The organism is Clavibacter sp. VKM Ac-2873 (genome assembly GCF_015351075.1).
Taxonomy (GTDB): domain Bacteria; phylum Actinomycetota; class Actinomycetes; order Actinomycetales; family Microbacteriaceae; genus Clavibacter.
Map to the genome: position 1 here is coordinate 958825 of NZ_JADKRS010000001.1, position 25171 is coordinate 983995.

The following is a 25171-nucleotide window of genomic DNA, read 5'->3' on the forward strand; positions in this document are numbered from 1 at the left end:
AGGTAGTCGGCACACGAACGATCGGTGCGCGATGCGTCGGAGGGCCGCGACCCGAGCCGGAGGACCCATGCCCACCAAGATCCTGATCGACTGCGACCCCGGGCACGACGACGCCCTCGCCCTCATGCTCGCGCACGGCAGCCCCGAGGTGGAGCTCGTCGGCATCACCACCGTCGCCGGCAACCAGACGCTCGACAAGGTGACGCGGAACGCGCTCGCGGTCGCGACCGTCGCCGGGATCCAGGGCGTGCCCGTCGCCGCGGGCTGCGCGCGCCCGCTCGTGCGGCCCGTGATGACCGCCCCGGAGATCCACGGCGAGACCGGCCTCGACGGGCCCGAGCTGCCGGAGCCGACCGTCGCGCTGGATCCCCGGCACGCGGTGGACCTCATCATCGACACGGTCATGGCAGACGCGCCGGGCGAGATCACGCTGGTGCCGCTCGGGGCGCTCACGAACATCGCGCTGGCCGTGCGCCGGGAGCCGCGCATCGTGGAGCGCGTGAAGGAGGTCGTGCTCATGGGCGGCGGATACCACCACGGCAACCGCACGGCCGTCGCGGAGTTCAACGTCGCGGTCGACCCCGAGGCCGCGCACATCGTGTTCGGCGAGGCGTGGCCGGTGACCATGGTGGGCCTCGACCTGACGTACCAGGCGACCGCGACCCCCGAGGTCATGGCGCGCATCGCGGCCCTCGGGACGCCGGCTGCGCGGTTCGTCGTCGACTCGATGGAGTCGTACGGCCGGGCGTACCACGACCGGCAGGACTTCCCGAGCCCGCCCGTGCACGACCCGTGCGCCGTGGCGCGCGTGATCGACCCGCGCCTCGTCTCGGTGCGGCGCGCGCCGATCTCGGTGGAGCTGACGGGCACGCACACGACCGGCATGACGGTCGCGGATCTCCGCCGCCCGGCACCCGCCGACTGCACGACGCAGGTCGCCGTCGACCTCGACCACGCCGGGTTCTGGGACGTGGTGGTCGACGCGCTCGAGCGCATCGGCTGAGGCGAGGCGCGGCGCGGCGCGGCACGGCCTCGTCCCGACCGGCCCGGCCGGCGTCCCGCGACGCCGGCCGGACGGCCGATCAGCCCTCGGCGGTGATGCGCTCCCGGACGAGCGGGCCGCGCGCGACGTGCTCCTCCGGGTCCCCGACGCGGTACGCGCCCTCGAGCGACTCCAGCGCCCGGGCGAAGCGCTCCGGCTCGTCGGTGGAGAGGGTGAACAGCGGGTCGCCGCGGCGGACGCGGTCGCCGGGCTTCGCGTGCAGGTCGACGCCCGCGGCGTGCTGCACGGCGTCGCCCTGGCGCGCGCGGCCGGCGCCGAGGCGCCAGGCGGCGATGCCGAACGGGAGGGCGTCCTGCTGCACGAGCACGCCGTCGCGCTCGGCGGTCACGACGTGCGTCTCGCGCGCGACGGGCATCGCAGCGTCCGGGTCCCCGCCCTGCGCGCGCACGGTGGCGCGCCACGAGTCCATGGCCCGGCCGTCGCGGAGGGCGACGTCGACGTCGGCGTCCGGGATGCCGACCGCCGCGAGCATCTCCCGCGCGAGCGCCAGCGTGAGCTCGACGACGTCCGCCGGACCGCCGCCCGCGAGCACCTCGACGGACTCGCGCACCTCGTTGGCGTTGCCGATGGCGAGGCCGAGCGGCACGTCCATGTCGGTGAGGAGCGCGGTGGTGCGCACCCCCGCGTCGGTGCCGAGCTCGACCATGGTGCGCGCGAGCTCGCGCGACCGGTCGATGTCGGTCATGAACGCGCCGGATCCGAACTTCACGTCGAGCACGAGCGCGCCCGTGCCCTCCGCGATCTTCTTGCTCATGATGCTCGAGGCGATGAGCGGGATCGCCTCGACCGTGCCCGTGGTGTCGCGGAGCGCGTAGAGGCGCTTGTCGGCGGGGGCGAGGCCGCTGCCGGCCGCGCAGATCACGCCGCCGTGGTCCTTCATCTGCTGCACCATCTCCTCCGTGGAGAGGTCGGCGCGCCAGCCGGGGATCGACTCGAGCTTGTCGAGCGTGCCGCCCGTGTGGCCGAGCCCGCGGCCCGAGAGCTGCGGGACGGCGACGCCGTAGGACGCGACCAGCGGCATCAGCGGGAGGGTGATCTTGTCGCCCACGCCGCCCGTGGAGTGCTTGTCCACCGTGGGCTTGCCGAGGCCCGAGAAGTCGAGCGTCTCGCCGCTCGCGATCATCGCGAGCGTGAGGTCGCGGATCTCGGTGCGGTCCATGCCGCGCAGGAGGATCGCCATCGCGAGCGCGGCCATCTGCTCGTCCGCCACGTAGCGGTCGGTGTAGGCCGCCACGAGCCAGTCGATCTCGGCGGTCGAGAGCCGGCCGCCGTCGCGCTTGGTCCGGATGAGGTCGACGACGTCGAAGGGGGCGCTCACGAGCGGTCCCCGTAGGCGTCCAACGTGCTCGGCCCGAAGGCGTCGGGGAGGACCTCGTCGATGGTCCGGATCCCCGACACGGTCTCCAGCAGCATGCCCGGCACCGCGTGCTCGAACAGCAGCTGCCGGCAGCGCCCGCACGGCATGAGGATGTTGCCGTCGCCGTCCACGCACGTGAAGGCCACGAGCTGGCCGCCGCCCGTGAGGTGCAGGACCGACACGAGCGCGCACTCGGCGCAGAGGGTGAGGCCGTAGCTGGCGTTCTCCACGTTGCAGCCGGTGATGACGCGGCCGTCGGTGGCGATGGCCGCCACGCCCACGGGGAAGCGCGAGTACGGGACGTACGCGCGGCCCATGGCCTCGTGCGCCGCCTCGCGGAGGGATCCCCAGTCGATGCCGCCCGACCCGCCGGGCTCCACGGCGCTCACGACTTCACGTAGGGCTTGCCGGCCGCGGCGGGGCCGCGCACCTGCCCCACGAGGCCCGCGACCGCGGCGATGGTGACGACGTACGGGAGCATCAGCATGAACTCGCTCGGCACGGGCGAGCCGATGACGCCGAGGACGTTCTGCAGGTTGCTCGCGAAGCCGAAGAGGAGCGCGGCGAGGGTGGCGCGCAGCGGATCCCACCGGCCGAAGATCACGGCGGCCAGCGCGATGAACCCCGCGCCCGCGGTCATCTCCTTGTTGAAGGCGCCGACCGAGCCGAGCGTGAAGAACGCGCCGCCGAGGCCCGCGATCGCGCCGGCGAGCGAGACGTTCCAGAAGCGGGTCGCGGAGACCTTGATGCCCACGGTGTCGGCGGCCTGCGGGTGCTCGCCCACCGCACGGAGGCGGAGGCCCCAGCGCGTGTGGAACAGGCAGTACCAGACGAGGAACACGGCCACGTACATGAGGTAGACGATGATCGTCTGCCGGAAGAGCACGGGCCCGATGATCGGGATCTGGCCGAGGATCGGGATGTCGATGCGGTCGAAGCGCGGCGGCGAGTTCAGCGTGCCCGGGTCGGCGGACAGCACCTGCGAGAACAGGAAGCTCGTGAGGCCGGTGACGAGCACGTTGAGGACGACGCCGACGATGACCTGGTCGACCAGGTACTTGATGGCGAACGCTGCGAGCACGAACGACACGAGCATGCCGGCGACCATCGCGGACGCGAGGCCGATGAGCGGCTGTCCCGTGATCGAGGCCACCACGGCGGACACGAACGCGCCCGCGAGCAGCTGGCCCTCGATCGCGACGTTGACGACGCCGACGCGCTCCGAGAGCACGCCGCCGAGCGCGCCGAAGATGAGCGGCACCGACAGGGCGACCGTGCCCACCAGGAGGCCGGGCACGGGGATCGTCTGGCCCGCGGACGCCCAGGTGAGGAAGGCGACGAGGAACAGGATCGCGAACACGGCGGTGACCCACAGCGGGACCTTCGCCGACCGGCGCACCAGCAGGCCGGAGACGACGGTGAGCGCGGCCAGCAGCACGGTGACGACGACGCAGGTGGCGGCCGTCGGCAGCACGACCGGCGCGAGCTGGATCAGGTCCGTGCCGGTGGAGAGGCCGAACGTGCTCGATCCCTCCCGGCGGAACAGCACGAACAGGACGAGCGAGATGACGGTGAAGATCCCGAACGCGACGGGGGCCTTCCAGCTCGTCGCGGCGGCGCGCTCGAGGGCGACGGCCGCGGGGTCGTGCGGCGCCGGCGACGGCGCGGCGGTGGGCGTGGTCGCGGTCATGAGCTGAGCGCCGCCTTCCGGGTGCGGGTGGTGCGGGTGGTGCGACGCGCCTGGCCCGGCGCGGGCAGGCGGAAGACCGCGCGCACGAGCGGCGGTGCCGCGATGAACAGGACGATGAGCGACTGGACGACCACGACGATGTCGATGGGCACGCCCTCGGCGGCCTGCATCGAGAAGCCGCCGGCCTTGAAGGCGCCGAACAGGATCCCCGCGACGAAGACGCCCCACGGTCGGCTGCGGCCGAGCAGCGCCACCGTGATGGCGTCGAAGCCGATGCCCGCGTCGATCCCGGAGCTGAAGCCCGTGGTGACCGTGCCGAGCACCTGGCTCGCCCCCGCGAGGCCCGCGAGCCCGCCGGAGATGAGCATGGCGTAGAGGTACGAGTTCTTGACGTCGATGCCGGCGACCCGCGCCGCGCTCGGGTTCTCGCCCACCGCGCGGAAGCGGAAGCCGAGGCCCGAGCGGTTCAGCAGGTACCAGACGATCACCGTCGCGACGACGACCACGAGGAAGCCCGCGTGCAGCGAGTACCCGTCGCCGAGCAGCGCCGGGAAGATCGCGCTGTCCTTCATCGCCGGGGTCTTCGGGTTGTTCGACCCGGGCGCCTGCAGGAGGCCCGGCGTGCGGAGCAGGTAGGAGAGGAGGTAGAACGCGACGTAGTTGAGCATGATCGTGACGATGACCTCGTGGGCGCCGGTGCGCGCCTTGAGGAGGCCGACGATCCCGCCCCAGAGCGCCCCGCCGAGGATCCCGGCGCCGACCGCGAGCACCAGGTGGATCGCGGGCGGCAGGTCGAAGCTGAAGCCGACCCAGCCCGCGCACGCGGCGGCGATGAGCATCTGGCCGCGGGCGCCGATGTTGAACAGGCCCACGCGGAACGCGAGGGCGACGCCGAGGCCGGCCGCGATCAGCGGGGTGGCGAATGTGAGCGTCTCGGTGAGCGGCTTGATGCCGTTCGCGAAGCCCGGGCGGCGGAAGTTGTAGATCGAGCCCTGGAAGAGCGCGGAGTAGGCGCCGGACGCGGCATCCCACGCGGCCCGCAGGGTGTCCGTGGGCCGTTGGAAGAAGTACCCGGCCGCCTTCTGGGTCGCCTCGTCGGTGACGGCGATGAGCAGCGCGCCGACGATGAGCGACAGCACGACCGCGAGCACGGACAGCAGCGCGCTGCCCGACGCGATCTCGCGGAGGACCTGGCCGGCGCGCGAGCCCTCGGTCTCGCCGGACGCGGCGGGCGCCACGGCCGGCACGCCCGCGGGCGCCTCGGCGCGCGTGGGGTCGCCCACGGATCCGGCCTCGCGACCGGAGGCGGGCAGCTGCCCCGCGGACGGGTCGTCGGGGCCCTGGCCCTCGGGACGAGTGGTGTCGTCGGTCATGCGGTGCGCCCTCCGGCGGTCGTGGGGGTGGAGACGGATGCGGGGACCTCGCCGGCCATCATGAGGCCGAGCACGTCGCGCGGGGTGTCGCCCGGGACGATGCCGACGATGCCGCCGCGGTACATCACGGCGATGCGGTCGGCGAGCGCCGCGACCTCGTCGAGCTCCGTGGAGACGACGATGACGGGGAGCCCGCGGTCGCGCGTCTCGACGACGCGCGTGTGCACGAACTCGATGGATCCGACGTCGAGGCCGCGCGTGGGCTGCGCGGCGACGAACAGGCGGAGGTCCCGGCTGAGCTCGCGCGCGAGCACGACCTTCTGCGCGTTGCCGCCGGAGAGCCGGCCGACGTGCGTGTCGATGCCCTGCGTGCGGATGTCGAACTCGCGCACGCGGTCGCGCGCGAACTCGTCGAGGTAGCCGAGCTTCAGGGATCCGGCGACGACGAACGGCGGGCTGTCGGAGCGGTCGAGCATGAGGTTCTCGGCGATGGTGAACTCGGGGACGAGACCGTCCTCGTTGCGGTCCTCGGGGACGAAGCCCACGCCCGCGTCGAGCACGCGGCGGACGGAGCGGCCCGTGAGCCGCGTCCCGTCGAGGTCGATGGTGCCGGACACGCGCGGCTGCAGCCCGAGGATCGCCTCGGTGAGCTCGGTCTGGCCGTTGCCCTGCACGCCCGCGATGGCGAGGATCTCCCCCGCGTGCACCTCGAAGCTCACGCCGTCGACGACGACCTGGCCGGCCGCGTCGATCACCGTGAGGTCGCGCACCACGAGCGCGGCGTCGCCGGGCGTCGCGGGCTCCTTCTGCACGGTGAGCGACACGCTACGACCGACCATGAGGGACGCGAGCTCCGCGTTGCTCGCCGTGGGCTCGGCCTCGCCGACCACCCTGCCGAGCCGGATCACCGTGATGCGGTCCGCGACCTCGCGGACCTCGCGCAGCTTGTGGGTGATGAAGACGATGCCCGTGCCGGCGTCCCGCAGCTGCTTCATGATGACCATGAGCTCGTCGGTCTCCTGCGGCGTGAGGACGGCCGTCGGCTCGTCGAACACGAGCACCCGGGCGTCGCGCGACAGGGCCTTGATGATCTCGACGCGCTGCTGCACGCCGACGGGCAGGTCGGCGACGAGCGCGTCCGGGTCGACGTCGAAGCCGAACCGGGCGGAGATCTCGCGCACCTTCGCGCGGGCGCCGGCGAGGTCGAGCCGGCCGCCGAGCTTCGTCTCCTCGTGGCCGAGCATGACGTTCTCCGCGACCGTGAAGACGGGGATGAGCATGAAGTGCTGGTGCACCATGCCGATGCCGGCCGCCATCGCGTCGCCTGGCCCGGCGAACCGCGCCACCTCGTCGTCGAGGAGGATCTCGCCCTCCTCCGCCTGGTACAGGCCGTAGAGGACGTTCATCAGCGTGGACTTGCCTGCGCCGTTCTCGCCGAGGAGGCAGTGGATCTCCCCCGGCTGGACCACGAGGTCGATGTGGTCGTTGGCGACCAGGGCGCCGAAGCGCTTGGTGATGCCCCGGAGTTCGAGCTTCATCGGATCAATCCGTTCGGTGGGTCGGGTGGACACGCGGCGGGGGGACCGGCGCCTGCCGATCCCCCCGCGGTGCGTTCGATGCTACTTCGTCAGCGACGAGGGCGACTCGACGGCGATCGAGCCGTCGATGATGCCGGCCTTGATCGTCTCGAGCTCGCCCGAGAGGTCGGACGGGACCGCGGACTCGTAGTCGTGGAACGGGGCGATGTCCACGCCGCCGTTCTTGAGCGTGCCCACGTAGGGCGTCGCGTCGAACTCGCCGTCCGCCGCCGTCTTCACGACGTCCTCGACGCCCGAGTCGATGCCCTTGAGCACCGAGGTGAGGAAGAGGTCCTTGAGGTCGGGCGCGGTCTCGTACGCGTCGGAGTCGACGCCCACCATCACGACCTTCTTGTCGCTCGAGTCCCGGACCGCCTCGCCGGCGCTGAGGAAGATCGGGCCGCCGACGGGCATGATGACGTCCGCGCCCTGGTCGATGAGGGTCTGCGCGGCGGTCTTCGCCGTCTGGTTGGCGACGAACTCGCCCGTGAACGACCCGCTCTGGCTCGCGACGTCCCAGCCGATGGCCTTGACGTCCTTGCCCTTCTGCTCGTTGAAGTAGTTCACGCCGTCCACGAAGCCGTCCATGAAGATCGTGACCGTCGGGATCTGCAGGCCGCCGAAGGTGCCGACGGTGCCGGTCTTCGAGTAGGCCGCTGCCGCGTAGCCCGCGAGGAACGCCGCCTCGCTCGTGTTGAAGGTGATGGGCTTGACGTTGTCCGCGGTGATCTCGGCGTCGTCGATGATGGCGTAGTCGATGTCGGGATTGGCCTTCGCCGCCTCCTCGGTGGCGTCCTTCAGGAGGAACCCGACGGTGATGATGAGGCCGCAGCCGTTGTCGGCGAGGTTGGTGAGGTTCGGCGCGAAGTCGGTCTCGGAGGCCGACTGGACGGCGTTCGGCGTGGTGAGGCCGAGGTCCTTCGCCGCCTTGTTCAGGCCCTCGTAGCCGAGCTGGTTGAACGACTTGTCGTCGAAGCCGCCGGAGTCGGAGACCATGCAGGAGACGAGGTCGCTCTTCGCCTCCCCACCCGCACCTCCCGTCGTCGACTCGGGGGCGGCGCCGCAGCCCGCGAGGATCGCGGTGATGCCGACGGCGGCGAGACCGCCGAGGGCGGCCTTTCGGGTGGTGATGGTCACTGTGGCCTCCAGATGCAGCCCGGGTCCGCCGGGCGATGTGCGTTCATGTTACCCATGCGCGGGAATGCCTCCCGTGCCCGGATCGGGGCTCCTGGCGCAATCGTTGCCGATCCGCGACAGGCCCGAAACACCGCGGCAACACGGGCCCTGCTAGGGCGTCGAGACCGACTTCACCTGCACGTCGCCGGAGACGATCCGGGCCTTGAGGGCGTCGAGCTCGGACTGCAGCTCGGGCGACACCGAAGCGGCGAGGTCGTGGTACTCGGCGAGGCCCACGCCGCCGTTCGCGAGCGTGCCCACGTAGGGCTCCGAGGAGAAGGTGCCCTTCTGGTCGTCGGCCACGATGTCGACGACGGCCTGGCCGGTGTCCTTCAGCACGCTCGTCAGCAGGAGCGGCCGGTACTCGGCGGGGAGGGTGTCGTAGCCGTCGTTGTCGACCCAGATCAGCTTGCCGCTGCCGTGCGCGAGGATCGCGGACGCCGCGCCCTCCCCCACCTGCCCGGCCACCGGCATGATGACGTCCGCGCCCTGGTCGAGCAGGTTCTGCGTGGTGGTCTGGCCCTTCGACACGTCCTCGAAGTCGCCGGTGAAGGTGCCGTCCTGCTTCGCCGCGTCCCAGCCGAGGGCCTGGACGCTCGTGCCGTGCGCCTGGTTGTACGCCTGGACGCCGTCGACGAAGCCGTCCATGAAGAGGGTGACGGGCGGCTGGTTCCCGCCGCCGAAGGTCCCGACCTTGCCGGTCTGGCTCACGCCCGCCGCGAGGTAGCCCGCGAGGTAGGACGCCTGCGCGGTGTCGAAGACGAGCGGCTTGACGTTGGGGGCGTCGACGACCTCGTCGACGATGGAGAAGTGCACGTCCGGATTCGCGGCCGCGGCCGCCGAGGTCGCCTCCGCCAGCTCGTAGCCGACGGTGAGGATGAAGCCGCAGCCCGTGCCCACCGCCTGCTCCACGTTCGGGGCGAGGTCGGTCTCCGAGGTGGAGACGAGGACGTCGGCCTGGATCCCCAGCTCCTGCTCCGCGCGCTGGAGGCCCTCCCAGCTCGACTGGTTGAAGGAGCGGTCCTGCAGTCCTCCCGAGTTGGTGACCATGCGGGCGCAGTAGTCGCTCGCGGCGGCCGAGGTGGCGCCGGGCTCGGGGGCGGCACCGCACCCGGCGAGGGCCGCGGAGGTCAGGAGGGCGATGGGCAGGATGGCGGCGCGGACGGCGCGGCGGGTGCGGGGCATCCACGGAATCTAACGGCGGCGCTCCGGACCCCCTCCGGCCGCGGAGAGCGCCCGAGGGGTTCGTTACCCCTTCGTTACAGGACGTCCGTCCCGCCGCTGAGCTTGAGCGCGTCCACCACGCTCTTGACGCGCTGGGCGTTCTCCTTCGTCGTGACGAGGAGCGCGTCGGGGGTGTCCACCACGACGATGTCACGGACGCCGATGAGGCTGATCACGCGCTTGCTGTTCGCCACCACGATGCCGCTCGACGCGTCGGACAGGACGCGCGCGTCCTCGCCGAGGATCACGAGGTCGGACTTGCGGCCGCTCGAGTGCATCTTGGCGACGGAGGCGAAGTCGCCCACGTCGTCCCAGGCGAAGCGGCCGGGGATCACGGCGAGCGCGCCCCGGGCGGCGGCCGGCTCGGCGACCGCGTAGTCGATCGCGATCTTCTTGAGGTTCGGCCACACGCGGTCGACGACGAGTCCGCGGTCGGCGGTGTCCCAGGCCTCGGCGAGCTCGAGCACGCCCTTCAGCAGCTCGGGCTCGGTGCGGCCGAGCTCCTCGAGCAGCCGGTCGGCGCGCGCGATGAACATGCCCGCGTTCCAGAGGTGCGTGCCGCCCTTCACGTAGCCGCGGGCGACGCCGATGCTCGGCTTCTCCACGAACGACGCCACCTCGAGGGCGTGCGGGGCGCCGGGGATGCTGAGCGCCTTGCCGGTGTGGATGTAGCCGAAGCCGGTCGCGGGCTCCGTGGGCGTGATCCCGATGGTGGTGATGTAGCCGGCGTCGGCGGCGATGACGGCCTCGCGCACGGTGTCGCGGAAGCGGTCCGGGTCGGCGATGACGTGGTCGGCCGCGAACGAGCCGATGATGACGCCCGGCTCCCGGCGCTCCAGGATGGCCGCCGCGAGCGCGATGGCCGCCGTGCTGTCGCGCCCCTCGCTCTCGAGGACCACGTTCGGGTCCTCGAGCTCGGGCAGCTGGGCCTCGACGGCGGCACGGTGAGCGCGCCCGGTGACGACCATGATCCGGTCCTCACCGGACAGCGGCGCCAGGCGCTCCCATGTGTCGCGGAGCAGCGTGCGGCCGGATCCGGTGAGGTCGTGGAGGAACTTCGGGGCGTCCGCGCGGGACAGCGGCCAGAGCCGGGAACCCACGCCCCCCGCGGGGATCACGCTGTAGAAACGGGAGATCGCGCTCGTCTGCTCGGTCATGCGCCCACACTATCGGCACCCTGCACGACCACCGGATGCGCCGAGTTCACGCGCCCGCAACGGGCCGTTCACGGCGCCGCGGCGACGGCGACGGCGCCCGTGCCTAGCGTCAGGGGCATGCGCGTAGCCGTCGTCAGCGAGAGCTTCCTCCCCACCGTCAACGGCGTCACCACGAGCGTCTGCCGGGTGCTCGAGCACCTGAGGGACCGGGGGCACCAGGCCATCGTGATCGCGCCGGACGCCGGCGCCCCGTCCGAGTTCGCGGGGTTCCCCGTCCACGGCGTGCCCGCCTTCGCCTACCGGCAGTTCCCGGTCGGGATCCCCAACCCCCAGGTGCTGCGCCTCCTCACCGACTTCGCGCCCGACGTGCTGCACGCCGCCTCCCCGCTCTTCCTCGGCGCGCAGGCCATCGCGGCCGCGACGCGCATCGACACCCCGTCCGTCGCCGTGTTCCAGACCGACGTGGCGGGCTACGCGCGTCGGAACCGCCTCGCCGCGACCGCGCCCTACGTGTGGCGGCTCGTGCGGTGGATCCACCAGGGGGCCGATCTGACCCTCGCGCCCTCGAGCGCCGCCGCGGCGGACCTGGCGGCCGCGGGCGTCGAGCGCGTCGCCCGATGGGGCCGCGGCGTCGACCTCGACCGCTACCACCCGCGCAACCGGGCGATGGAGGACGCTGTCGCGCTCCGGCACCGCGTCGCCCCGGGCGGCGAGACGGTCGTCGGCTACGTCGGCCGCATCGCGCCTGAGAAGCAGCTCGAGCGACTGCAGGCCCTCCGCGGGATCCGCGGCGTGCGCTTCCTCATCGCCGGCGACGGCCCGAGCCAGGCGTCGGCCCGCCGCGCGCTCGCCGGCATGCCCGTGACGTGGCTCGGCCGTGTCGGCGGCCGCGGGCTCGCGGCCGCGTACGCCGCCATGGACGTCTTCGTGCACACCGGCACCGAGGAGACGTTCGGCCAGACCGTGCAGGAGGCGCACGCGTCCGGGCTCCCCGTCGTCGCGCCGCACGCCGGCGGTCCCATCGACCTCGTGGCGCACGGCACCGACGGGTTCCTCTTCGACCCCGCGTCCCCCCGCGACGCGCACATGCGGCGGCTCGTCGACGAGCTCGTCGCGAGCGAGCCCATGCGGCTGCGGATGGGCGAGGCCGGCCGCCGCGCGGTCCTCGGCCGGTCGTGGGCCACCATCGGCGACGAGCTCATCGGCCACTACGGCCGCGCCGTCTCTGCCCGCCGCTCGGCGCTCCCGGCCGCGGATCCGGCCGGCGCCGGCCCCGTCCCCGTCATCGCCTGACGGGGTCGCCGAGGGCGCCCGACGCTTAGGGTGCCCTAACGGGTGATCGCCGGGAGCCGCCCGTAGACTCGACGGCGACGCGCAATGTCGGCGCGAAGGCGCTCCGCCCACGGGGTACCAGCATCAGGGAGGGTCGTTCCGTGTCCATCAAGACGGCAGGAACCAGCGAACCGCACATCGCTCGCGCACCGAAGGTCCCCGCGGGGACGCTGTACCGGGGCCGCGAGGGCATGTGGTCATGGGTGCTGCACCGCATCACCGGCGTGTCCATCTTCTTCTTCCTCCTCGTGCACGTGCTCGACACGAGCCTCATCCGCGTGAGCCCCGAGGCGTACAACGCGGTCATCGGCACCTACAAGAACCCGATCATGGGCATCGGCGAGGTCGCCCTCGTCGGCGCCATCGGGTTCCACGCGCTCAACGGGCTGCGCATCATCCTCATCGACTTCTGGCGCTTCGGCGCCAAGCACCAGCGGCTCATGTTCTACGTGGTCATCGGGCTGTGGGTCGTCCTCATGGCCGGCTTCGTGCCGCGCCACCTCCTCAACGTCTTCAGCGAAGCGGGATGGATCTGATCATGAGCGACATCGCACAGCAGGTGAGCATCGAGCGTCCCCGCCAGCCCCGGCAGCCGCGCAAGCAGGGCGGCGTCAACTGGGAGAAGTGGGGCTGGATGTACATGCGCGCCTCGGGCGTCGTGCTCGTCGTGCTCATCTTCGGCCACCTCTACGTCAACCTCATCCAGGGCGAGGGCATCAAGGCCATCGACTTCGCGTTCGTGGGCGGCAAGCTCTCCGACCCGTTCTGGAAGGTCTGGGACATCGCGCTGCTCTGGCTCGCGGTCATCCACGGCGCCAACGGCATGCGCACCCTCGTGAACGACTACGCGGCCTCGCCCCGCACCCGCACGATCCTCAAGGGCGCGCTCGTCACGTCCACGGTCGTCCTGCTGGTGCTCGGCACGCTCGTCGTCTTCACCTTCGACCCGTGCCCCGCCGGCCAGCCCGCTGACCTGCTCCCCTCCTTCTGCGGCGACCTGTAGTCCGCTTCCCCATCCGCCTCGAGAAAGAAGCCCGTGACCACTGACACCGCGACCCCCGGTTCCGAGCCCTCCGCGAGCACCATCGTGGACGGCGTCCACTACCACCAGTTCGACATCGTGATCGTGGGTGCGGGCGGCGCCGGCATGCGCGCGGCGATCGAGGCGGGACCGCAGGCGAACACGGCCGTCATCTCCAAGCTCTACCCGACGCGGTCCCACACGGGCGCGGCGCAGGGCGGCATGGCCGCGGCGCTGGCGAACGTCGAGGAGGACAGCTGGGAGTGGCACACCTTCGACACCGTCAAGGGCGGCGACTACCTCGTCGACCAGGACGCGGCGGAGATCCTCGCCAAGGAGGCCATCGACGCGGTCATCGACCTCGAGAACATGGGCCTCCCCTTCAACCGCACGCCCGACGGCAAGATCGACCAGCGTCGCTTCGGCGGCCACACGGCCGACCACGGCAAGAGCCCCGTCCGCCGGTCCTGCTACGCGGCCGACCGCACGGGCCACATGATCCTGCAGACGCTGTACCAGAACTGCGTCAAGTTCGGCATCAACTTCTTCAACGAGTTCTACGTGCTCGACCTCGTCATGGCCGAGGTCGACGGCAAGGAGCAGCCCGCGGGCGTCGTGGCGCTCGAGCTCTCCACGGGCGAGATCCACGTCTTCCAGTCGAAGGCCGTGATCTTCGCGACCGGCGGCTTCGGCAAGATCTACAAGACCACGTCCAACGCGCACACCCTCACGGGCGACGGCGTCGGGATCATCTGGCGCAAGGGCCTCCCGCTCGAGGACATGGAGTTCTTCCAGTTCCACCCGACCGGGCTCGCGGGGCTCGGCATCCTCCTGTCGGAGGCGGCGCGCGGCGAGGGCGCGATCCTCCGCAACAGCGAGGGCGAGCGCTTCATGGAGCGGTACGCCCCGACCATCAAGGACCTCGCGCCGCGTGACATCGTCGCCCGGTGCATGGCCACCGAGATCCGCGAGGGCCGGGGAGCGGGACCGAACAAGGACTACGTCTACCTCGACATCACGCACCTCGAGCCCGCCGTCATCGACGCGAAGCTCCCGGACATCACGGAGTTCGCACGCACGTACCTCGGCGTCGAGCCGTACACGGAGCCCGTGCCCGTGCTGCCGACGGCGCACTACGCGATGGGCGGCATCCCCACCAACATCAAGGCCGAGGTCCTCTCCGACAACACGACGGTCGTGCCGGGTCTCTACGCGGCCGGCGAGTGCGCGTGCGTCTCGGTGCACGGATCCAACCGCCTGGGCACCAACTCGCTCCTCGACATCAACGTGTTCGGCAAGCGCGCGGGCAACTACGCGGCCGAGTACGTGAAGACGGTCGACTTCACGCCGCTGCCCGCCGACGCGGCCGACTTCGTGAAGGGCCTCGTTGAGGGCGCCCGCAACTCGAACGGCACCGAGCGGATCTCGACGCTGCGTCGCGAGCTGCAGGAGTCGATGGACCGCAACGCCCAGGTGTTCCGCACCGAGGACACGCTGATCGAGGTCACCAAGGTGATCGCCGACCTGCGCGAGCGGTACACGAACATCCAGGTGCAGGACAAGGGCCAGCGCTTCAACACCGACCTGCTCGAGGCCATCGAGCTCGGGTTCCTGCTCGACCTGGCGGAGGTCGTCGTCTACTCGGCGATGTACCGCAAGGAGAGCCGCGGCGGCCACTTCCGCGAGGACTTCCCCACGCGCGACGACGAGAACTACATGGTGCACACCATGGCGTATCTCACCGGCGACGCCCACAGCACGGACGCCGGCGACCACATCAAGCTGAGCACCAAGCCCGTGGTCATCACGAACTACCAGCCGATGGAGCGGAAGTACTGACCCCCTCAGGTCAGCACCCGCCCGTCACCGCACCACCGATCGGAATAGGACCGCACACGTGAGCACCGCAACCCTGGACGCGCCCCCCGCGGGAGAGGCCTCGGCCATCCCCACCTTCACGGTGACCCTCATCATCCGCCGGTACCTGCCCGGCCAGGACGCCGAGCCGAGGTGGGAGGACTTCGACGTCGAGGTGTACCCGACCGACCGCATCCTCGACGCGCTGCACAAGATCAAGTGGGAGCAGGACGGGTCGCTGACCTTCCGCCGCTCCTGCGCGCACGGCGTGTGCGGATCCGACGCGATGCGCATCAACGGGCGCAACCGCCTGGCCTGCAAGACGCTCATCAAGGACCTCGACATCTCGCAGCCCATCTACGTGGAGGCCATCAAGGGCCTGCCGCTGGAGAAGGACCTCGTCGTCGACATGGAGCCGTTCTTCGAGTCGTTCCGCGACGTGCAGCCGTTCCTCATCTCCAACACGAAGCCGGAGAAGGGCAAGGAGCGGATCCAGTCCGCCGCCGAGCGCGCCCGCTTCGACGACACCACGAAGTGCATCCTCTGCGCCGCGTGCACCTCGTCGTGCCCCGTGTTCTGGACCGACGGCCAGTACTTCGGCCCCGCCGCCATCGTGAACGCGCACCGCTTCATCTTCGACTCGCGCGACGAGTCGAACGTGCGCCTCGACATCCTCAACGACAAGGAGGGCGTGTGGCGCTGCCGCACGACCTTCAACTGCTCCGAGGCGTGCCCGCGCGGCATCCAGGTGACGCAGGCCATCGCCGAGGTCAAGCAGGCGATCATGCGCGGCAAGGCGTAGCACCGACGCTCCCCCGCAGACGCGCGGCCCCGCGGCTCCTCGGAGCTGCGGGGCCGTCGTCGTCTGCGGGTGCGTCCGGCGCGGGGCTCCGGGTCAGCGGTCGGCGAGGCTCCGCTCGGCGGCGGCGCGCGCCTCCGCGGCCGTGCGCGCCCCGAGGACCGCCTCGGCCGCGACCCGCGCGTCGTCGAGGGTGCGGTGCGACAGCTCGAGGCGGACGTCCGCGAGGGCGGCCGGCGTCATCGAGAGGCTCGTGGCGCCCAGGCCGACGAGGACCACCGCGAGCAGCGGATCCGCCGCCGCCTCGCCGCAGATGCCGACGGGCGTGCTGGACGCCCGACCCGCGTCGCCCAGCATGCGGACGAGGCGGAGGACCGCCGGGTGCCACGGGTCCTGGTAGGAGGCGACCGAGCCGAGCAGGCGATCCGCCGCCATCGTGTACTGCGTGAGGTCGTTCGTGCCGACGCTCACGAAGTCGGCGACCTCCACGACCTGGTCGGCGAGGAGCGCGAGGGACGGGACCTCGGCCATGACCCCGACCGTGCGGAGGCCGAGCTCCCGGCCGAGCTCGACGAAGTAGGCCGTCTCCTCGGCGTCGGCGACCATGGGGGCCATCACCCAGAGGTCGGCGTCCGTGGCCGCGTCGGCCGCCGCGAGGGCGGTGAGCTGGTCGCGGAGGATCTGCTCGTTCGCGCGGAGGGCGCGGAGGCCGCGGAGGCCCAGCGCGGGGTTCTCCTCGTCGGCGTCGGTGAGGAACGCGAGCGGCTTGTCCGCGCCGGCGTCGAGCGCGCGGACGACCACCTTGCGGCCGGGGAACGCCTCGAGGAGCGCGGTGTACTGCGCGGTCTGCGCGGGGACGGACGGCGCCTCGGCGGAGTCGAGGAACAGGAACTCGGTGCGGAAGAGGCCGACGCCCTCGGCGCCGAGCTCGACCGCGCGCGCGGCCTCCGCCGGGGATCCGAGGTTGGCGAGGAGCGGCACGGGCGTGCCGTCGGCGAGGGCGCCGTCGGTGATGGGGGCGGCGAGCGCCTCCTCGCGGGCGCGGATCCGGCGGAGGGCGTCCTCGCGCTCGGCGTCGTCGGGGTGCACGATCACGACGCCGGCGGCCGCGTCGACGACGACCTCGTCGCCCTCGGCGAGGTCCCTGGCGCCCGTCGCGCCGACGATGGCGGGGATGGAGCGGCTGCGGGCGAGGATCGCGGTGTGGCTGGTGGGGCCGCCGTCGGTGGTCACCAGGGCGAGCACGCGGTCGAGCTCGAGGAGCGCGGTGTCGGCGGGCGCGAGGTCGCGCGCGACGAGGACGAAGCGCGCGTCGGCGGTGGGGATCCCCGGCGCGGGCACGCCGCGGAGCCGGGCGATGACCCGCTGCGCGACGTCCGCGAGGTCCGCCGCGCGCTCGGCCATGTAGCCGCCCATGCCGGTGAGGAGCTCCTGGAACGTCGCGAACGCCTCGAACACGGCGCGCTCGCCCGAGCGGCCCTGGCCGACGAGCCGGCCGACGGAGTCGAGGAGCGCGGGGTCACGCGCCATGAGCGACTGGGCGTCGAGCACGTCCTTCGCGTCGCCGCCGGCGCGGGCGCCGCGCGCAGCCAGGTCGTCCGCGGTCGCGGCGAGGGCCGCGGCGACGCGCGCGACCTCGGCGTCGGCGTCGCCCGAGAAGGTGTCGGTCGTGGGCTCGGGCAGCGGGTCGGGCATCCGCATGACGGGGCCGGTGGCCACTCCGTGTCCTACTCCGATGCCGGTGATGCGCACGGTGACTCCTCGCTCGGGTGCGGCCGCGCGCACGGACGCCGCGCGCGGGATGGGCTGTCCGGTGGGGCGGCCGGAACGGCCCGTCCACGCTATCAGGGGCCCGACGGCCCGTATCCTCGGGGGATGACCGCCCCCGACGGCCGTGGACGAACCCCGCGTCCCGCACCCGGCTCCCCCGCGACCGGAGCGACGCCGTCCGCCGACGCACCGGCGCCCACCGGCATCCCCGCGCTGGTCGCCCGCGCCATGGCGCTCAAGCCCGTGCGCGTGTTCCTCGCCTACGGGGCCGCGGGCGGACCGATCCTCGCGGCCGGCATGTCGTACCAGGCGGTGTTCGCGGTGTTCGCGGCGCTCGCGGTCGGGTTCTCGGTGGCCGGATCCGTGCTCACGGACAACCCGGCGCTGCTCGACTCGCTGCTGAGCCTGATCCAGGGGGCGGTGCCCGGCCTCTTCGGACCGGAGGGCGTGATCAAGGACCCGCAGGATCTGCTGAAGCCGAGCACCATCTCCATCGCGGGCATCGTCGGCTCCATCGGCCTGCTCGTCACCGCGCTCGGCTGGCTCGCCTCGACGCGCGACTCGGTGCGGCGCATCTTCGAGCTGCCGCCGCCCACCACGTTCTTCCTGCTCCTCAAGGTCAAGGACCTCGGGCTCGCCCTGGTGTTCGCGCTCGCGATGCTGCTCTCGGCCGCGCTCTCGGTCGTGAGCACGGGTCTCCTCGGGTTCGTCTTCGGGGTGCTGCAGGTGGGCGAGGACTCGCTGCTCGCGATCGTCGTCGGCCGCACCGTGGGCCTCGCCCTCGTGCTCGCGCTCGACACCGCCGTGCTGGCGGGGGCGTACCGGATCCTGTCGGGCGTCACGATCCCGCGGCCGCAGCTGCTGCAGGGCGCGCTCCTCGGCGGGGTCGCCATGGGCGTGCTCAAGGTGCTCGGCACCGCGCTCCTCGGCGGCGCGAGCCGGAACCCGCTGCTCGCGTCGTTCGCGGTGATCATCGGGCTCCTGATCTGGTTCAACCTCATCTGCCAGGTCATCCTCATCGGCGCCTCGTGGATCGCCGTGAGCATGTCCGACCGGGGCATCGACGCCCGCGACCTCACCCCCGAGCAGCTCGAGAAGGAGCGGCTCGCGAAGCTCGACGACGCCCGCCGGATCCTCGAGGAGGAGGAGCGCGCGCGGGAGCGGCAGCGGTACGAGGAGTCGCGCGGGATCACCCGGGTCCTGCTCGGGCTGCGGCGTCGGCGCCGCCGTTAGGATCGAGACCATGCCCTCGAACCTCCGCGTCGCGTCCATCAACACGAACGGCATCCGGGCCGCGTTCCGCAAGGGCATGGGCGACTGGCTCGCCACGCGCGACGTCGACATCCTCGCCATCCAGGAGGTCCGCGCCGAGACGAGCGACATCGAGGGCCTCCTCGGTCCCGAGTGGGACGTCCTGCACGACGCCGCGACCGCCAAGGGGCGCGCGGGCGTCGCCATCGCGAGCCGCCGTCGCGCCGAGATCCACCGCGTCGCGATCGGCGAGGACGACTTCGACAGCGCGGGACGCTGGCTCGAGGCCGACTACGACGTGGACGGCACCATCGTCACGGTCGTCAGCGCCTACGTGCACTCCGGTGAGGTCGGCACCGCGAAGCAGGACGAGAAGTGGAAGTTCCTCGACGGGATGGAGCGGCGCCTGCCCGAGATCGCCGAGCACTCCGAGCTCGCCGTCGTCGTGGGCGACCTCAACGTCGGCCACCGCGAGCTCGACATCCGCAACTGGAAGGGCAACGTGAAGCGCGCCGGGTTCCTGCCGCGCGAGCGCGCCTACCTCGACCGGATCCTGGGCGCGCGCGGCGAGGAGATCACCGGCGTCGACGGATCCACCGGGCCCGGCCTCGGCTGGGTCGACGTCGGCCGTCAGCAGTCCGGCGAGGTCGACGGCCCGTACACGTGGTGGAGCTGGCGCGGCAAGGCGTTCGACAACGACACCGGCTGGCGCATCGACTACCAGCTCGCGACCCCCGCGCTCGCCGAGAAGGTCGTCGGCTACGCGGTCGACCGGGCCGAGGCGTACGACCAGCGATGGTCGGACCACACGCCCGTGGTCGTCGACTACGCGATCTGACCCGTCGCCCGCACCGCCTCTCTCCCCTCCCCTCCCCTCCGCGCCGCACCGGCGCCCCGCGAGCGTCCGCGCTCCCCCTCACGAAGGCATCGCCATGACCGCACGACCCGTCCTCTTCTCCGGCATGCAGCCGTCCGCCGACTCGCTGCAGATCGGCAACTACATCGGCGCCCTCCTGCAGTGGAAGGAGCTCCAGGCCAGCCACGACGCCGTGTTCTGCGTCGTCGACCTGCACGCCATCACCGTCCCGCAGGATCCGAAGGCCCTCCGCGACTCCACCCGGCGCACGGCCGCGCAGTACATCGCGGCGGGCATCGACCCGGCCGTCTCCACGCTCTTCGTGCAGTCGCACGTGTCCGCGCACACGGAGCTCGCGTGGATCCTCAACACGCTCACCGGGTTCGGCGAGGCCAGCCGCATGACCCAGTTCAAGGACAAGTCGCAGAAGCAGGGCGCCGACGCGACGACGCTCGGCCTCTTCGCGTACCCGACGCTCATGGCGGCCGACATCCTGCTCTACGGCACCGAGGTCGTGCCCGTGGGCGACGACCAGAAGCAGCACGTGGAGCTCACCCGCGACCTCGCGAAGCGCTTCAACGGAAGGTTCGGCGACGTGTTCCGGATCCCGGAGCCCATGATCCAGAAGGACACGGCGCGGATCTACGACCTGCAGGACCCGACGTCGAAGATGAGCAAGTCCTCCGCCAGCGACGCGGGCGTGGTGTGGCTGCTGGACGAGCCCGCGAAGACCGCGAAGAAGATCCGCTCGGCCGTCACCGACACGGACCGCGAGATCCGCTTCGACCGCGGCGAGAAGCCCGGCGTCTCGAACCTGCTGACGATCCTCTCGGCGTTCGAGGGCACGGCCGTGGAGGCGCTCGAGGAGCGCTACGCGGGCCGCGGCTACGGCGACCTGAAGAAGGACGTGGCCGAGACCGTCACGGGCGTCTTCGAGCCGATCCGCGCGCGGACCCTGGAGCTCCTGGACGACCCGGCCGAGCTCGACCGCGTGCTCGCCGGCAACGCCGCGCGCGCCGAGGAGCGCGCGGACGCGATGCTCGCGCGGGTCTTCGACGCCGTCGGCCTCGTTCGACGCGCCCGATGACCCTGCGGCTGGTCCTGCTCGACCTCGACGACACCCTGGTGGACCACCGCGGCGCCGTGGCCGACGGGATCGCCGCGCACCTCGCCGCGCGGGGGCTCCTCGACACGTCCGACGCCGCGGCGGTCGACGAGGCCGTCGCGCTGTGGGTCGCGCTCGAGGAGGAGCACTACCACCGGTACCTCGCGGGCGAGCTCGACTACCAGGGCCAGCGGCGGGCGCGCGTGCGCGGGTTCCTCGCCGCGCGCGGATCCGCCGACGCTGACGCCCTCGCGGAGGACGACGCCGCGACGGACGCCTGGTTCGGCGGCTACCTCGCCGGCTACGAGGCCTCGTGGCGCGCGCTGCCGGGCGCGCACGAGTCGCTCGACGAGATCGCACGGCGGCACCCGGGTGTGCGCTTCGGCGTCGTGACGAACGGCGAGCGCAGCCAGCAGGAGCCGAAGATCGCCGCGGCCGGGCTCACCGCGCGCCTCTCCCCCGTGATCTGCTCCGGCGAACTCGGCTTCACGAAGCCCGACCTGCGCATCTTCCTGCTCGCGTGCGCGGAGGCGGGCGTGGATCCGGCCGACGCCGTGATGGTGGGCGACCGGCTCCGCACCGACGCGCTCGGGGCCGTCGACGCGGGTCTCGAAGGCGGCGTCTGGTTCGACGCCCTCGGCGACGGGGACGCTCCCCTGCCCGCCGGCGTCGTGCGGATCACGGCGCTCACGGACCTCGCCGACGCCGTGGACCTCGTCGGCGTCCGCTGACGGCGTAGGTCGCGGAGCGTCACAGGCCCCGGCCCCGCAGCCGCGTGGGCTAATCTCATCCCATACACGTGCTCCGGGGTCGGTGGAAATCCGAGCCGGCGGTGACAGTCCGCGAACGGACGATGCGCGACCGGGTCCCCGGGAGCCTCGTCCGCCGATCCGGTGGGATTCCGGGACCGACGGTTAAAGTCCGGATGGGAGGCGCACGCGGCATCGGCGAGCCCGCCGACGTCGAGGTCTCGTCGACCGCGCCCGGAGTCCGTCCACGGACGAGGACACCATGCACGACGACCCGACGGCAGCCTCCGGGCACGCGGCCGGCCACCCCGCGACCGGCGATCCGGCGCTCGAGCGCGCCATGCGCCGTGGCCTCGAGCTCGCCGCCGAGGGGCCCGCGTGGGGCCCGAACCCGCGCGTCGGCTGCGTGATCCTCGACGCCGCCGGCCGCGTCATCGCCGAGGGCCGCCACCGCGGCGCCGGATCCGCCCACGCCGAGGTCGACGCGCTGCGGCAGCTGCCCGCGGGCGGGGCACGCGGATCCACCGCCGTCGTCACGCTCGAACCCTGCAACCACACCGGCCGCACCGGCCCGTGCGCCGCCGCGCTGATCGACGCCGGGGTCGCGCGCGTCGCGTACGCGGTCGCCGACCCGGGCGCCGAGTCCGCGGGCGGCGCGGCCCGCCTGCGCGCCGCGGGCGTCGACGTCGTGCCCGGCGTGCTCGCCGAGGAGGCCGGGGCGTTCCTCCGCGTGTGGCTCGGATCCGCCCGGCTCGGCCGCCCGTTCGTCACGGCGAAGTGGGCCTCCAGCCTCGACGGCCGCATCGCCGCCGCCGACGGCACGAGTCGCTGGATCACGGGACCCGCGGCCCGGGAGGACGTGCACCGCCGCCGTGCCGAGGCCGACGCGATCCTCGTCGGCACCGGCACCGTGCTCGCCGACGACCCCGCGCTCACCGCCCGGCGGCCCGACGGGATCCCGTACCCGCACCAGCCCGCGCCCGTCGTGCTCGGCGACCGCGCGATCCCCGACGACGCGGCCGTGCACCGGCACCCGCGCCGCCTCATCCGCATCGCCGGCCACGACCCCGCGCAGGCCCTCGCGGAGCTCGGACGCCGGGGCATCCGGCACGTGTTCGTGGAGGGCGGCCCCACGATCGTCTCCGCGCTCGTCGCCGCCGGGCTCGTGGACGAGGTGGTCGCCTACCTCGCGCCCGTGCTCCTCGGCGGCCCGCGCACCGCGACCGGCGACCTCGGCGTCGAGAGCATGCCGGGCGCCCACCGACTCACCCTCATCAGCACGACGCGGCTCGGGGACGACCTCCTCGTGACCGCGCGACCCACCACGGAAGGCCAGTGATGTTCACAGGGATCATCGAGGAGCGCGGACGCGTCCTCGCGCTCGACGCCGAGGGCGACTCCGCCCGGATCACGGTGGAGGCGCCGCTCGCGGTGTCCGACGCCCGCCACGGCGACTCCATCAGCGTCGACGGCGTGTGCCTGACGGTCGTCGCGCAGACGCCCGAGGGGTTCACGGCCGACGTCATGCGGCAGACGCTCGTGATGAGCTCGCTCGGCCGGCTCGGCGTGGGCGACCGCGTGAACCTGGAGCGCGCCGCGCGCGTGGGCGACCGCCTCGGCGGCCACATCGTGCAGGGCCACGTCGACGGCACCGGCCGGCTGCTGGCGACCACGCCGGGCGAGGCGTGGCGGATCCTCCGCTTCTCGCTGCCCGCCGAGCTCGCGCCGCTCGTGGTGGACCGCGGATCCCTCACCGTGCAGGGCGTGAGCCTCACCGTGAGCGCCGTCAGCCCCACCGACACCCCGGACGCCGACGCGTGGTTCGAGGTGTCGCTCATCCCCGAGACGCTCACCGCGACGACGCTCGGCGCGCTGGAGATCGGCGACGAGGTCAACCTCGAGACCGACGTGCTCGCACGCCACGTGCAGAGGATGCTCGCGCTCGACGCCCGCGACGCCCGGGCGGAGGCGCGCTCGTGAGCCTCGCCGGGATCCCCGCCGCGCTCCAGGAGCTGCGCGCCGGACGGCCGGTGATCGTCGTCGACGACGAGGGCCGCGAGAACGAGGGCGACGTGCTGCTCGCCGCCGAGTCCGCCTCGCCCGAGTGGGTCGCGTGGCTCGTGAAGCACTCGTCCGGCTTCATCTGCGCGCCCATGACGAACGAGATCGCGGATCGGCTGGAGCTGCCGCTCATGGTGGCGGACAACCGGGATCCGCGCGGCACCGCGTACACGGTCTCCGTCGACGCGGCCGACCGGCTCTCCACCGGCATCAGCGCCTCCGACCGGGCGCACACCCTGCGCGTGCTCGCCGACCTCGGCAGCGTCCCGACGAGCCTGCACCGGCCGGGCCACATCCTGCCGCTGCGCGCGGTCGACGGCGGCGTGCGCGTCCGCGACGGCCACACCGAGGCGTCGGTCGACCTGCTCACGCTCGCGGGCCTCACGCCCGTCGGCGCGATCAGCGAGATCGTGCAGGACGACGGCGAGATGATGCGCCTCCCCGGCCTCCTCGCCCTCGGCGAGCGCGAGGGCGTGCTGGTCATCACGATCGAGGCGCTGAAGGCGCACCTCGAGGAGTTCCACTGCGACCGGCCGCTGGAGCCCGCCGTCGCGATCCCCGAGGCGTCGCGCGTGATCTTCGAGGTCGAGACGACCGTGCCCACCACGCACGGCTCCGTCAAGCTGCGCGCCTACCGGGACCGCACCACGGGCGCCGACCACGTGGCGATCGTCGCCGGGCAGCCGAGCGCGCACGGGACGCTCGTGCGCGTGCACTCGGAGTGCCTGACGGGCGAGGCGCTCGGATCCATGAAGTGCGAGTGCGGGCCGCAGCTCGACGCCGCGCTCGACGAGATCCAGCGGGACGGCGGCGTGGTCGTGTACCTGCGCGGGCACGAGGGGCGCGGGATCGGCCTCATCAACAAGCTGCGCGCCTACCGGCTGCAGGAGGACGGCTTCGACACGCTCGACGCCAACGTCGCCCTCGGTCTCCCGGCGGACGCTCGGGACTACGGCGCGGCGTCGGCGATCCTCCAGGAGATGGGGATCGAGGACGTGCGCCTGCTCACCAACAACCCCGAGAAGGTGCGGCAGCTCGAGGCGCACGGCGTGGAGGTGACCGAGCGCGTGCCGCTCGTCGTCGGCGTCAACGACGTGAACGCCGGCTACCTCGAGACGAAGCGCGACCGCATGGGGCACCGCATGGTGCTCGACACCGACATGCACATCGGACCCGACGCCTACCCGGACGCGCAGGCGCCCGACGGCCTGACCACCACCACGGCCGGCCCGGCCACGACCATCCCCGAGGAGGAGACCGCATGAGCGGACACGGAGCACCCGAGATCGACCCGACCGCGCTCGACGGGAGGGGCCTCCAGGTCACCGTCGTCGCCGGTCGCTGGCACGAGGAGATCAGCGCGGGCCTGCTCGCGGGCGCCCAGCGCGTGCTCGACGCGGCGGGCGTCACCACCACGGTGATCCGCGTGCCCGGCAGCTTCGAGCTCCCCGTCGTGGCGCGGGCCGCCCTCGACGCGGGGGCCGACGCGGTCGTCGCGCTGGGCGTGATCATCCGCGGCGGCACCCCGCACTTCGAGTACGTCTCCGACGCGGCGACGTCCGGTCTCACGCAGGCCTCGCTCCTGACCAGCAAGCCCATCGGCTTCGGGCTGCTCACGCTCGACGACGAGCAGCAGGGCATCGACCGCGCGGGGCTGCCGGGCTCGAAGGAGGACAAGGGCGCGGAGGCGGCCGAGGCCGCGGTGACGACGGCGCTGCTGCTGAAGGGGATCTGCGCGGCGTGATCCACGGGC

At 72.6% G+C, this 25171-nt stretch carries 23 protein-coding genes and 1 riboswitch; of the genes, 14 read left to right on the top strand and 9 right to left on the bottom strand.

The genetic code is table 11. The features are described 5' to 3' along the window. Positions 1–67: 67 nt before the first annotated feature. Positions 68–1003 carry a nucleoside hydrolase gene (locus ITJ44_RS04455; protein ID WP_194633529.1) on the top strand — a complete coding sequence of 312 codons (936 nt, stop codon included), beginning with the start codon at positions 68–70 and terminating at the stop codon, positions 1001–1003. Between the two features lie 79 nt (positions 1004–1082). On the opposite strand, the gene ITJ44_RS04460 is transcribed toward ITJ44_RS04455, so the two are convergent. The 8 genes from ITJ44_RS04460 to ITJ44_RS04495 all read right to left on the bottom strand — a co-directional run bounded on the left by ITJ44_RS04460 (position 1083) and on the right by ITJ44_RS04495 (position 10617). Next, entirely contained in the window at positions 1083–2381 is a 1299-nt protein-coding gene (locus ITJ44_RS04460) for a thymidine phosphorylase (protein WP_194633530.1), read from the bottom strand. Further along, positions 2378–2809: a cytidine deaminase gene (locus tag ITJ44_RS04465; RefSeq protein WP_086505663.1), complete on the bottom strand. Its 432-nt coding sequence runs from the start codon at positions 2807–2809 to the stop codon at positions 2378–2380. Before ITJ44_RS04465 ends, ITJ44_RS04460 begins: the two co-directional genes overlap by 4 nt. Continuing rightward, positions 2806–4110 (bottom strand): ABC transporter permease, encoded by a 1305-nt coding sequence (locus ITJ44_RS04470; RefSeq protein WP_194633531.1) that lies wholly within the window; start codon positions 4108–4110, stop codon positions 2806–2808. Before ITJ44_RS04470 ends, ITJ44_RS04465 begins: the two co-directional genes overlap by 4 nt. After that, positions 4107–5483 carry an ABC transporter permease gene (locus ITJ44_RS04475; RefSeq protein WP_194633532.1) on the bottom strand — a complete coding sequence of 459 codons (1377 nt, stop codon included), beginning with the start codon at positions 5481–5483 and terminating at the stop codon, positions 4107–4109. Before ITJ44_RS04475 ends, ITJ44_RS04470 begins: the two co-directional genes overlap by 4 nt. After that, on the bottom strand, positions 5480–7021 hold the full coding sequence (locus ITJ44_RS04480) for an ABC transporter ATP-binding protein (RefSeq protein ID WP_194633533.1): 1542 nt from the start codon (positions 7019–7021) through the stop codon (positions 5480–5482). The genes ITJ44_RS04475 and ITJ44_RS04480 overlap by 4 nt, the downstream gene beginning before the upstream one ends. An 81-nt stretch (positions 7022–7102) precedes the next feature. Then, positions 7103–8197 carry a BMP family ABC transporter substrate-binding protein gene (locus tag ITJ44_RS04485; protein WP_194633534.1) on the bottom strand — a complete coding sequence of 365 codons (1095 nt, stop codon included), beginning with the start codon at positions 8195–8197 and terminating at the stop codon, positions 7103–7105. A gap of 150 nt (positions 8198–8347) precedes the next feature. Beyond that, a complete protein-coding gene (locus tag ITJ44_RS04490; RefSeq protein WP_194633535.1) occupies positions 8348–9421 on the bottom strand; it encodes a BMP family protein in 1074 nt (357 codons plus the stop codon). Positions 9422–9495: 74 nt separating this feature from the next. Continuing rightward, positions 9496–10617: a mannose-1-phosphate guanylyltransferase gene (locus tag ITJ44_RS04495; RefSeq protein ID WP_194633536.1), complete on the bottom strand. Its 1122-nt coding sequence runs from the start codon at positions 10615–10617 to the stop codon at positions 9496–9498. 117 nt (positions 10618–10734) lie between these two features. Here ITJ44_RS04495 and ITJ44_RS04500 point away from each other — a divergent pair, with 117 nt between their 5' ends. From ITJ44_RS04500 to ITJ44_RS04520, 5 genes are all read left to right on the top strand, one after another. Continuing rightward, a complete protein-coding gene (locus ITJ44_RS04500) occupies positions 10735–11910 on the top strand; it encodes a glycosyltransferase family 1 protein (RefSeq protein ID WP_194633537.1) in 1176 nt (391 codons plus the stop codon). A gap of 140 nt (positions 11911–12050) precedes the next feature. Next, positions 12051–12485 (top strand): succinate dehydrogenase, cytochrome b556 subunit, encoded by a 435-nt coding sequence (sdhC, locus tag ITJ44_RS04505; RefSeq protein ID WP_370551616.1) that lies wholly within the window; start codon positions 12051–12053, stop codon positions 12483–12485. 2 nt (positions 12486–12487) lie between these two features. After that, positions 12488–12952 (top strand): succinate dehydrogenase hydrophobic membrane anchor subunit, encoded by a 465-nt coding sequence (locus ITJ44_RS04510; protein WP_194633538.1) that lies wholly within the window; start codon positions 12488–12490, stop codon positions 12950–12952. 33 nt (positions 12953–12985) lie between these two features. Then, on the top strand, positions 12986–14809 hold the full coding sequence (gene sdhA / locus ITJ44_RS04515) for a succinate dehydrogenase flavoprotein subunit (protein ID WP_194633539.1): 1824 nt from the start codon (positions 12986–12988) through the stop codon (positions 14807–14809). A gap of 58 nt (positions 14810–14867) precedes the next feature. Then, positions 14868–15629, top strand: a complete 762-nt coding sequence (locus tag ITJ44_RS04520) for a succinate dehydrogenase iron-sulfur subunit (RefSeq protein WP_012037655.1) — start codon at positions 14868–14870, stop codon at positions 15627–15629. 93 nt (positions 15630–15722) lie between these two features. On the opposite strand, the gene ptsP is transcribed toward ITJ44_RS04520, so the two are convergent. Then, positions 15723–17378 carry a phosphoenolpyruvate--protein phosphotransferase gene (gene ptsP, locus ITJ44_RS04525; protein WP_194633540.1) on the bottom strand — a complete coding sequence of 552 codons (1656 nt, stop codon included), beginning with the start codon at positions 17376–17378 and terminating at the stop codon, positions 15723–15725. 123 nt (positions 17379–17501) lie between these two features. On the opposite strand from ptsP, the gene ITJ44_RS04530 reads away from it, so the two are divergent. From ITJ44_RS04530 to ribH, 8 genes are all read left to right on the top strand, one after another. Further along, a complete protein-coding gene (locus tag ITJ44_RS04530; RefSeq protein ID WP_194633541.1) occupies positions 17502–18629 on the top strand; it encodes a YihY/virulence factor BrkB family protein in 1128 nt (375 codons plus the stop codon). 10 nt (positions 18630–18639) lie between these two features. After that, complete coding sequence (locus ITJ44_RS04535) at positions 18640–19485, top strand: exodeoxyribonuclease III (RefSeq protein WP_194633542.1); 846 nt, start codon at positions 18640–18642, stop codon at positions 19483–19485. Between the two features lie 94 nt (positions 19486–19579). Then, positions 19580–20590 (top strand): tryptophan--tRNA ligase, encoded by a 1011-nt coding sequence (gene trpS / locus ITJ44_RS04540; protein ID WP_194633543.1) that lies wholly within the window; start codon positions 19580–19582, stop codon positions 20588–20590. After that, positions 20587–21339 (top strand): HAD family hydrolase, encoded by a 753-nt coding sequence (locus ITJ44_RS04545; protein WP_194633544.1) that lies wholly within the window; start codon positions 20587–20589, stop codon positions 21337–21339. The genes trpS and ITJ44_RS04545 overlap by 4 nt, the downstream gene beginning before the upstream one ends. A gap of 65 nt (positions 21340–21404) precedes the next feature. Beyond that, positions 21405–21549, top strand: a riboswitch (FMN riboswitch). A 70-nt stretch (positions 21550–21619) separates the two neighbouring features. Further along, a complete protein-coding gene (ribD, locus tag ITJ44_RS04550) occupies positions 21620–22696 on the top strand; it encodes a bifunctional diaminohydroxyphosphoribosylaminopyrimidine deaminase/5-amino-6-(5-phosphoribosylamino)uracil reductase RibD (protein WP_194633545.1) in 1077 nt (358 codons plus the stop codon). After that, positions 22696–23337, top strand: a complete 642-nt coding sequence (locus ITJ44_RS04555; RefSeq protein ID WP_194633546.1) for a riboflavin synthase — start codon at positions 22696–22698, stop codon at positions 23335–23337. The genes ribD and ITJ44_RS04555 overlap by 1 nt, the downstream gene beginning before the upstream one ends. Further along, positions 23334–24683, top strand: a complete 1350-nt coding sequence (ribA, locus tag ITJ44_RS04560; protein ID WP_194633547.1) for a GTP cyclohydrolase II — start codon at positions 23334–23336, stop codon at positions 24681–24683. Before ITJ44_RS04555 ends, ribA begins: the two co-directional genes overlap by 4 nt. Further along, the gene (gene ribH, locus ITJ44_RS04565; RefSeq protein ID WP_194633548.1) at positions 24680–25162 is read left to right on the top strand and encodes a 6,7-dimethyl-8-ribityllumazine synthase; all 483 of its coding nucleotides are present in this window, start codon (positions 24680–24682) and stop codon (positions 25160–25162) included. Before ribA ends, ribH begins: the two co-directional genes overlap by 4 nt. Positions 25163–25171: the final 9 nt, after the last annotated feature.

Bases quoted from the DNA above. Each gene is read 5' to 3' on its own strand.
- ITJ44_RS04455 (WP_194633529.1), top strand. From the start codon at position 68: ATGCCCACCAAGATCCTGATCGACTGCGACCCCGGGCACGACGACGCC.
- ITJ44_RS04470 (WP_194633531.1), bottom strand. From the start codon at position 4,110: ATGACCGCGACCACGCCCACCGCCGCGCCGTCGCCGGCGCCGCACGAC.
- ITJ44_RS04475 (WP_194633532.1), bottom strand. From the start codon at position 5,483: ATGACCGACGACACCACTCGTCCCGAGGGCCAGGGCCCCGACGACCCG.
- ITJ44_RS04480 (WP_194633533.1), bottom strand. From the start codon at position 7,021: ATGAAGCTCGAACTCCGGGGCATCACCAAGCGCTTCGGCGCCCTGGTC.
- ITJ44_RS04490 (WP_194633535.1), bottom strand. From the start codon at position 9,421: ATGCCCCGCACCCGCCGCGCCGTCCGCGCCGCCATCCTGCCCATCGCC.
- ITJ44_RS04495 (WP_194633536.1), bottom strand. From the start codon at position 10,617: ATGACCGAGCAGACGAGCGCGATCTCCCGTTTCTACAGCGTGATCCCC.
- ITJ44_RS04500 (WP_194633537.1), top strand. From the start codon at position 10,735: ATGCGCGTAGCCGTCGTCAGCGAGAGCTTCCTCCCCACCGTCAACGGC.
- ITJ44_RS04510 (WP_194633538.1), top strand. From the start codon at position 12,488: ATGAGCGACATCGCACAGCAGGTGAGCATCGAGCGTCCCCGCCAGCCC.
- ITJ44_RS04530 (WP_194633541.1), top strand. From the start codon at position 17,502: ATGACCGCCCCCGACGGCCGTGGACGAACCCCGCGTCCCGCACCCGGC.
- ITJ44_RS04535 (WP_194633542.1), top strand. From the start codon at position 18,640: ATGCCCTCGAACCTCCGCGTCGCGTCCATCAACACGAACGGCATCCGG.
- trpS (WP_194633543.1), top strand. From the start codon at position 19,580: ATGACCGCACGACCCGTCCTCTTCTCCGGCATGCAGCCGTCCGCCGAC.
- ITJ44_RS04545 (WP_194633544.1), top strand. From the start codon at position 20,587: ATGACCCTGCGGCTGGTCCTGCTCGACCTCGACGACACCCTGGTGGAC.
- ribD (WP_194633545.1), top strand. From the start codon at position 21,620: ATGCACGACGACCCGACGGCAGCCTCCGGGCACGCGGCCGGCCACCCC.
- ITJ44_RS04555 (WP_194633546.1), top strand. From the start codon at position 22,696: ATGTTCACAGGGATCATCGAGGAGCGCGGACGCGTCCTCGCGCTCGAC.
- ribH (WP_194633548.1), top strand. From the start codon at position 24,680: ATGAGCGGACACGGAGCACCCGAGATCGACCCGACCGCGCTCGACGGG.